The sequence below is a fragment of the Novosphingobium sp. 11B genome, assembly GCF_054589055.1.
This window is the reverse complement of sequence record NZ_BAAILP010000288.1, coordinates 1-6,387: the sequence shown is the minus strand read 5'-3', so window position 1 is coordinate 6,387 and position 6,387 is coordinate 1. Positions and strand designations below refer to the sequence as shown.

At 65.5% G+C, this 6,387-nt stretch carries 6 protein-coding genes; 2 read left to right on the top strand and 4 right to left on the bottom strand.

The genetic code is table 11. The features are described from left to right. The 4 genes from ACYPYD_RS24840 to clpP form a co-directional block, all read right to left on the bottom strand. The coding region (locus tag ACYPYD_RS24840; protein WP_459666141.1) for a VOC family protein at positions 1-704 on the bottom strand (704 nt) is incomplete at its 3' end. A gap of 94 nt (positions 705-798) precedes the next feature. Then, positions 799-1,140 carry a low molecular weight protein tyrosine phosphatase family protein gene (locus ACYPYD_RS24835; RefSeq protein WP_008828341.1) on the bottom strand — a complete coding sequence of 114 codons (342 nt, stop codon included), beginning with the start codon at positions 1,138-1,140 and terminating at the stop codon, positions 799-801. A gap of 97 nt (positions 1,141-1,237) precedes the next feature. Continuing rightward, complete coding sequence (gene clpX / locus ACYPYD_RS24830) at positions 1,238-2,500, bottom strand: ATP-dependent Clp protease ATP-binding subunit ClpX (RefSeq protein WP_008828342.1); 1,263 nt, start codon at positions 2,498-2,500, stop codon at positions 1,238-1,240. A 120-nt stretch (positions 2,501-2,620) separates the two neighbouring features. Next, positions 2,621-3,289, bottom strand: a complete 669-nt coding sequence (clpP, locus tag ACYPYD_RS24825) for an ATP-dependent Clp endopeptidase proteolytic subunit ClpP (RefSeq protein WP_008828343.1) — start codon at positions 3,287-3,289, stop codon at positions 2,621-2,623. A gap of 749 nt (positions 3,290-4,038) precedes the next feature. On the opposite strand from clpP, the gene ACYPYD_RS24820 reads away from it, so the two are divergent. Together ACYPYD_RS24820 and ACYPYD_RS24815 are read left to right on the top strand one after the other, a co-directional pair. After that, complete coding sequence (locus ACYPYD_RS24820) at positions 4,039-5,493, top strand: amidase (RefSeq protein WP_459666139.1); 1,455 nt, start codon at positions 4,039-4,041, stop codon at positions 5,491-5,493. Positions 5,494-5,654: 161 nt separating this feature from the next. After that, positions 5,655-6,281, top strand: coding sequence for a hypothetical protein (locus ACYPYD_RS24815; RefSeq protein ID WP_459666134.1), 627 nt, complete (start codon positions 5,655-5,657; stop codon positions 6,279-6,281). Positions 6,282-6,387 lie beyond the last annotated feature (106 nt).

Below are 6,387 nucleotides of genomic sequence, written 5' to 3'. Positions count from 1 at the left end.
GCATAGATGCCGTTCTGTGTACTTTGCAGGAACGCACCGAGCGGGCCACCGGCAGGATCGTCCTGCTGCACGAAGGCGACCCGCGTGTCGCCCACTTGCAGCAGGACCCGGCGCGCGGGTTGGGGTAGTTCAGTCCGGGCGTCCTCCAGCACTTCGCCGTCGACGACCTCCGTGAAGAAGCGCAGCGCCGTCTCGATATCGGCGGTGACGCAGCCGATGTGATCCAGTCCGGTCACCGTACAGTGATGCCCTGCCCCGACCGCCGGGTCCCAGTTGCCCCGCTCCCACGGATCGTTGGGCATCGGCAGTTCGCAGACTTCCAGCAGGACGCCGCCGGTCGATTCGGGCTTCACGAAGAAGAACACGCCGTAGTCGGCGGCGACGGTGCAACCGGCCTCGCGGAAGGCGGCGCTGGCTGACTTGCCGTCCGCCACCTTGATCTCGAACGAGTGGAAGGCCTGCCCGATCCGGGCGAACTGGCGGGCGAACGGCTTGGTGAGGTCGTCCGCGCGGCGCGGCGCCATCGGTTCGACCATGTGGTCGGTGACGTAGAGCAGCGCGGCGTCGCGGTCCTCGGCGGGGAAGTAGTTCTCTGCAAAGACCAGCCCGCCCAGCGCATCCTGATAGAGTGCACGGGCGGCATGAATGTCGGCGACGGCGTGAATGGTGTGGATCACCCGCGAAACCGGAACGCGTGCGGCCATGGCTCTCTCCCCAATGTGTTTGCCGCAGAGTGGGGCGGCCATCGCGGGTTGCCAAGCAAGCGGGCACCCGTCCAGGCGATATCCGCGCGAGGATCTAGGTCCGATCGGCAGTCGTCGGCAGGTAGCGCGCCATCTTGCGTTCAAGCAGCCGTATCAGGTCGGGATCCATGAAGGCAAAGTCGTCCGGAATGTCGAGACAGATGACGCGCTGCCCGTTTAGGGAGCGCCGGAAACGCCGTTGCAGCTTGGTGCGATGGGCCTTCTCCATGACCACGATGACGTCGGCCCAGGTCACCAGTTCTCCGGTCAGCGGTTCCTCGGCGTCGGCGTTGGTGCCTGCCGAAGCGACCTCTATATCGCCCCGGCATGCGAAAACCTGCTCTGCGGTCGGGCTGCGCAGTCGGTTCTGGCTGCAGATGAAGAGATAGCGCTTCACTTGGCTCCGCCCGCTCCACAAAGACCCCCAACGACACAAGGCCCGGTCAGCAAACCGACCGGGCCTTGTGGTATTCGCGATGCGGGGACCGGAGCCGTCAGGCCGCAGCTTCCGCCTTGTCGCCCTTGAGCACGCGGACGGGTTCCTTGCGGCCCTCGACCACGTCCTTGTCGACGACGACTTCGGCGATGTCGCGCTCGGTCGGCAGGTCGAACATGGTGTCGAGCAGCAGCCCTTCCACGATCGAACGCAGGCCGCGCGCGCCGGTCTTGCGCTCGATCGCCTTCTTGGCGATCGCTTCGAGCGCGTCGTCGGTGAAGGTCAGCTCCACGTCTTCCAGCTCGAACAGGCGCGCATACTGCTTGATCAGCGCGTTCTTCGGTTCCTTGAGGATCTTGACCAGCGCCTCGATGTCGAGGTCGTTGAGGGTCGCGATCACCGGCAGGCGGCCGACGAATTCGGGGATCAGGCCGAACTTGAGGAGATCTTCCGGCTCCGCCTTCTGGAGCAGTTCGCCCACTCGGCGCTTGTCTGGATCGGCGACATGCGCGCCGAAGCCGATCGAACGCTTCTGCAGGCGGTCGGCAATGATCTTGTCGAGGCCCGCGAAAGCGCCGCCGCAGATGAACAGGATGTTGGTCGTGTCCACCTGCAGGAATTCCTGCTGCGGATGCTTGCGGCCACCCTGCGGCGGAACCGAGGCGGTGGTGCCTTCCATCAGCTTGAGCAGCGCCTGCTGCACACCCTCGCCGGAAACGTCGCGCGTGATCGACGGGTTCTCGGCCTTGCGGCTGATCTTGTCGATCTCGTCGATGTAGACGATGCCCTGCTGCGCCTTCTCGACGTTATAGTCGGACGCCTGCAGCAGCTTGAGGATGATGTTCTCCACGTCTTCGCCCACGTAGCCGGCTTCGGTCAGCGTGGTGGCGTCGGCCATCGTGAACGGCACGTCGAAGGTGCGCGCGAGCGTCTGCGCGAGCAGCGTCTTACCCGAACCGGTCGGCCCGACCAGCAGGATGTTCGACTTCGACAGCTCGACGTCGCCCTGCTTGCCGCTGTGCTTGAGGCGCTTGTAGTGATTGTGGACAGCCACCGACAGGACGCGCTTGGCGCGTTCCTGGCCGATCACGTAGTCGTTCAGCATCTCGCAGATGTCGCGCGGAGAGACGATCTCGCCTTCCTTGCGACCGGCAATGCCCGCCTTGGTTTCTTCGCGGATGATGTCGTTGCAAAGCTCGACACATTCATCGCAGATGAACACCGTTGGGCCCGCGATCAGCTTGCGCACTTCATGCTGCGACTTACCGCAGAAGCTGCAGTATAGGGTGCTTTTCGCGTCAGATCCGCTCAATTTCGTCATTTTCCGTCTTTAGCCTCCAACCGAGGCGACTCGCTCACTCTAGCCTGCCCGGGACCGGCTTTGCAATCCTACCGCCAAATGCTTGACGGAGACTGAAGGCGCCGGTCCCGCTTCAGGACGTTACGCTTCCGCCGGCTTGTCGCCGTCGGGGCGGGTCTCGAAGACCTTGTCGACGAGGCCGAATGCCAGCGCTTCGTCAGCTTCGAGGAACGTGTCGCGGTCCATCGCCTTCTCGATCTCGTCGAGCGACTTGCCGGTGTACTTCACGTAGAGATCGTTCAGGCGGCGGCGCATGCGCAGGATTTCGCGCGCCTGGATCTCGATGTCGCTGGCCATGCCCTGCGCGCCGCCCGAGGGCTGGTGGACCATGATGCGCGCGTTCGGCAGCGCAATGCGCATGCCCGGTTCCCCTGCGGCGAGCAGGAAGCTGCCCATCGAGGCGGCCTGGCCGATGCACACGGTCGAGACGCGCGGCTTGATGTACTGCATGGTGTCGTGGATCGCCATGCCGGCCGTCACCACGCCGCCCGGCGAGTTGATGTACATCGAGATGTCCTTGGTCGGGTTTTCCGATTCCAGGAACAGCAGCTGCGCGACGATGAGCGAGGCCATGTGGTCTTCCACCTGGCCGGTGATGAACACGATGCGCTCACGCAGCAGGCGCGAGTAGATGTCGAACGAACGTTCGCCGCGGCTGGTCTGCTCGACGACCATCGGCACGAGTGCGCCCGTCACGGGATCGGTGGTGAACTTTCCTTGGGCGTTCGAAGCGCCGAACAGGTCGAGCATGGGAGTCCTCTTTGCGATTTTGCCTCGCCTATGTCGCGTGGCAATGCGCGATGTTCAAGGGGGTTAACCTATCAGGCGTGAATGGGCGGGGGAGAAGCCGCTGGAGGCGCTACCCGAGGTCCACAAGGTGACGCAGGTTTACACGGTTTACACTGTCCAGAGGGAGAAGGTGTCACCTTGGGCAGGGAAGTGTCACCTTGTGAGGGGGAAGTGTCACCTTGCGGTGTAACCTTGTGCGGTTTTGGGCGGTCGGATGGGGCATGCGGCGCAGGGTATGGGACGGCGTCGGATGTAGGAAAGCGGATTTTCCGGAAGCGCCCCATGGTGGACGTTAATGCCCCCCGCGCACTGCCGACGCGATCCCCAAGATCACCCATGCGCCGCCAAAAACGCGGACTGCAAAAAGCGGGACACGCAGAGAGTATGTTTCAAGGGAACGCCGCTCTTCGAAGAACTCTTCGGGGGTTCCATTCCGCAGTTCGCGAAGCCGATTATCTCTCCTGCGCATCATCCAAGACATTATCTTGTGTGGCCAAGTGAGCAAGATCAGCCCAAGAATGATCGCGAATGCCGCATAAAACATCGCCGCAGGGTGACCGAGGGACGCGCGCTGGTCAATGTCAGCAATCCACCCCTTGCCGTCATCCCGCCCCCCCCGGTCGCCCGCATCGAAAAACCCGCAATGGGCGCTGGAACCGCGACGCCGCTTCGGCCATCGTGCTGCGCTCCACCCCGCCGGAGCCTTTTACGTGAACCGCCCCTTCATCCTCGCCCTCGGCCTTCTCGCCGCGTCTCCGGTTCCCGTCGCCGCGCAGGAGACGCCCGAAACCTACCTCAAGCGGATCGAGGCGATCGACGACAGCGGCCCGGCGATCCATGCGGTCGTCGCCGTAGCCCCGTCGGAATCGCTGGCCATCAAGGGCAAAGGCCCACTCGCCGGGCGCGCGGTGCTGATCAAGGATAACATCGAGACGCGCGACATGCCCACGACCGCGGGCAGCCTCGCCCTGAAGGACAACGCCACGGGACGCGACGCACCGCTGGTGGCGAAGCTGCGCAAGGCGGGCGCGGTCATCCTGGGCAAGACCAACCTCTCCGAATGGGCGAACTTTCGCGGCGAGCACTCCTCCAGCGGTTGGAGCGCGGTGGGCGGGCAAACGAAGAACCCTTACGCGCTCGACCGCAGCCCCTGCGGCTCGTCCTCGGGCAGCGGCGCGGCGGTGGCGGCGGGCATGGCGTGGGCGGCGATCGGCACCGAGACCGACGGCTCGATCACCTGCCCCGCCTCGGTGATGGGGCTCGTCGGATTCAAGCCGACCGTCGGGCTGGTCAGCCGCACCTACGTGGTGCCGATCAGTTCGAGCCAGGATACTGCCGGGCCGATGGCCACAAGCGTCGCCGACGCCGCGCTGCTGCTCAACGCAATGGCCGGCAGCGACCCCGCCGATCCGGCCACCGCCGATGCCGACCGGCACAAGCCGGACTTCACCGTCGGTTTGGGCAGGGTCAGCCTGAAGGCCGTGCGCGTAGGCGTGCTGCGCCGTCAGGCCGGACACATGTCGGCGCTCACCGCGCTGTTCGATGCCGCGCTCGCCGACATGAAGCGCGCCGGGGCGCAAGTGGTGGAGATCGATTTCGAGCCCGACGAGCGGCTCGGTGAGGCCGAATTCACGATCATGCTGCACGAGTTCCGGGTGGGCATCGACGCCTACCTAGGCGACTTGCCCCGCCCGGCACCCGCGCGCGACCTTGCCGGGCTGATCGCCTTCAACAAGGCACACGCCGCGGAAGAACTGCGCTGGTACGGGCAACAGACTTTCGAGAAGGCGCTGACGACCACCGATCCCGCCGCCTACGCCAAGGCCCGCGCCGATGCCCAGCGCCTCGCGGGGACCGAGGGGATCGACGCGCTTCTGAGGAAGTACGACGTCGATGTCCTAGTTGCTCCCACCACCAGCCCGGCCTGGCCGATCGACCCGGTGCTCGGCGACAATTTCGTCGACGTCGGTGCCGGATCGCTGGCAGCCATCGCAGGCTATCCGCATCTCTCGGTGCCGATGGGCACGGTCGAGGGATTGCCTGTGGGAATTTCGTTCATGGCCGGGAAATGGGACGATGCCAAAGTGCTGCGCATCGGCGCCGGCTACGAACGGTCGCGCAGTGCCACACTGACCGCTCCAGCCTTGCGCAACTGGGCGCAATAGACCGAAAACGGGACGATCGGGATGCGCGCCGCGACGATAGGGACTGGCGGGCGCCCTCGCTCTCGGCCATCTTGCCCAGTTCCAGCCTCGCAGGAGACCCTGTGTACCGAACTTCGTTGCTAGCCCTCAGTGCAATCGTTTCCATGGCTCCGGCTGCGGCATTGGCCGACACGCCCCGCGAACTGCTCACGACCGCCGCTTTCCAGACTGCCACCAAACCGCAGGCGCTCAAGCTGGTCGCGCAGGCGATCACCGCTTCGGATCGCATCCTCGCCGCGCGGCCGAACGATCATGAGGCGACGCTGCAGCGGGCCATCGCCATCGGCTATCGCGGCAAGCTGACCCGCAGCCGCTCGGACGTGCGGGCCTCGCTCGACGTGTTCCAGAAGCTGGCGGCGGCCAACCCGCGCGATCCAGAGGCGCAGATCGTGATCGCCGGATGGCACCTCGGCGCGGTGGATGAACTCGGCGGGTTCCTGGCCCGCACGGCGCTGGGCGCGCGGGTCTCGGCCGGAGAAACCGCGCTGGCGAAAGCCGTTGCGCTCGGCGGCGACCGGGCGTTCTACCCCGGCCTCGCCGCGCTGCTGCAGATCCGCAACGACCCGAGCGACATCGCACAGGCAAGGCGCTGGGCCGAAGCCGCCGCGACCGGGCAGACGGCGACTCCCCTCGATGCCCTGATGAAGCGCGCGGCGCTCTCGGTCCTGCCCTCGCTGCGGGCGAACAACGGCAAGGCGGCGGCGGAACTGGCGCGCAAGCTGGTGCCGTTCGGAAAGATCGGGGATTGAGGATGGCCCAAAGCCGCGGGCGGGCTTCGACAAGCTCAGCCTGAGCGGGGTTTGGGTTTTCCTTCGCCTGTTTGCCCTCGATCCCGCTCAGCCTGAGCTTGTCGAA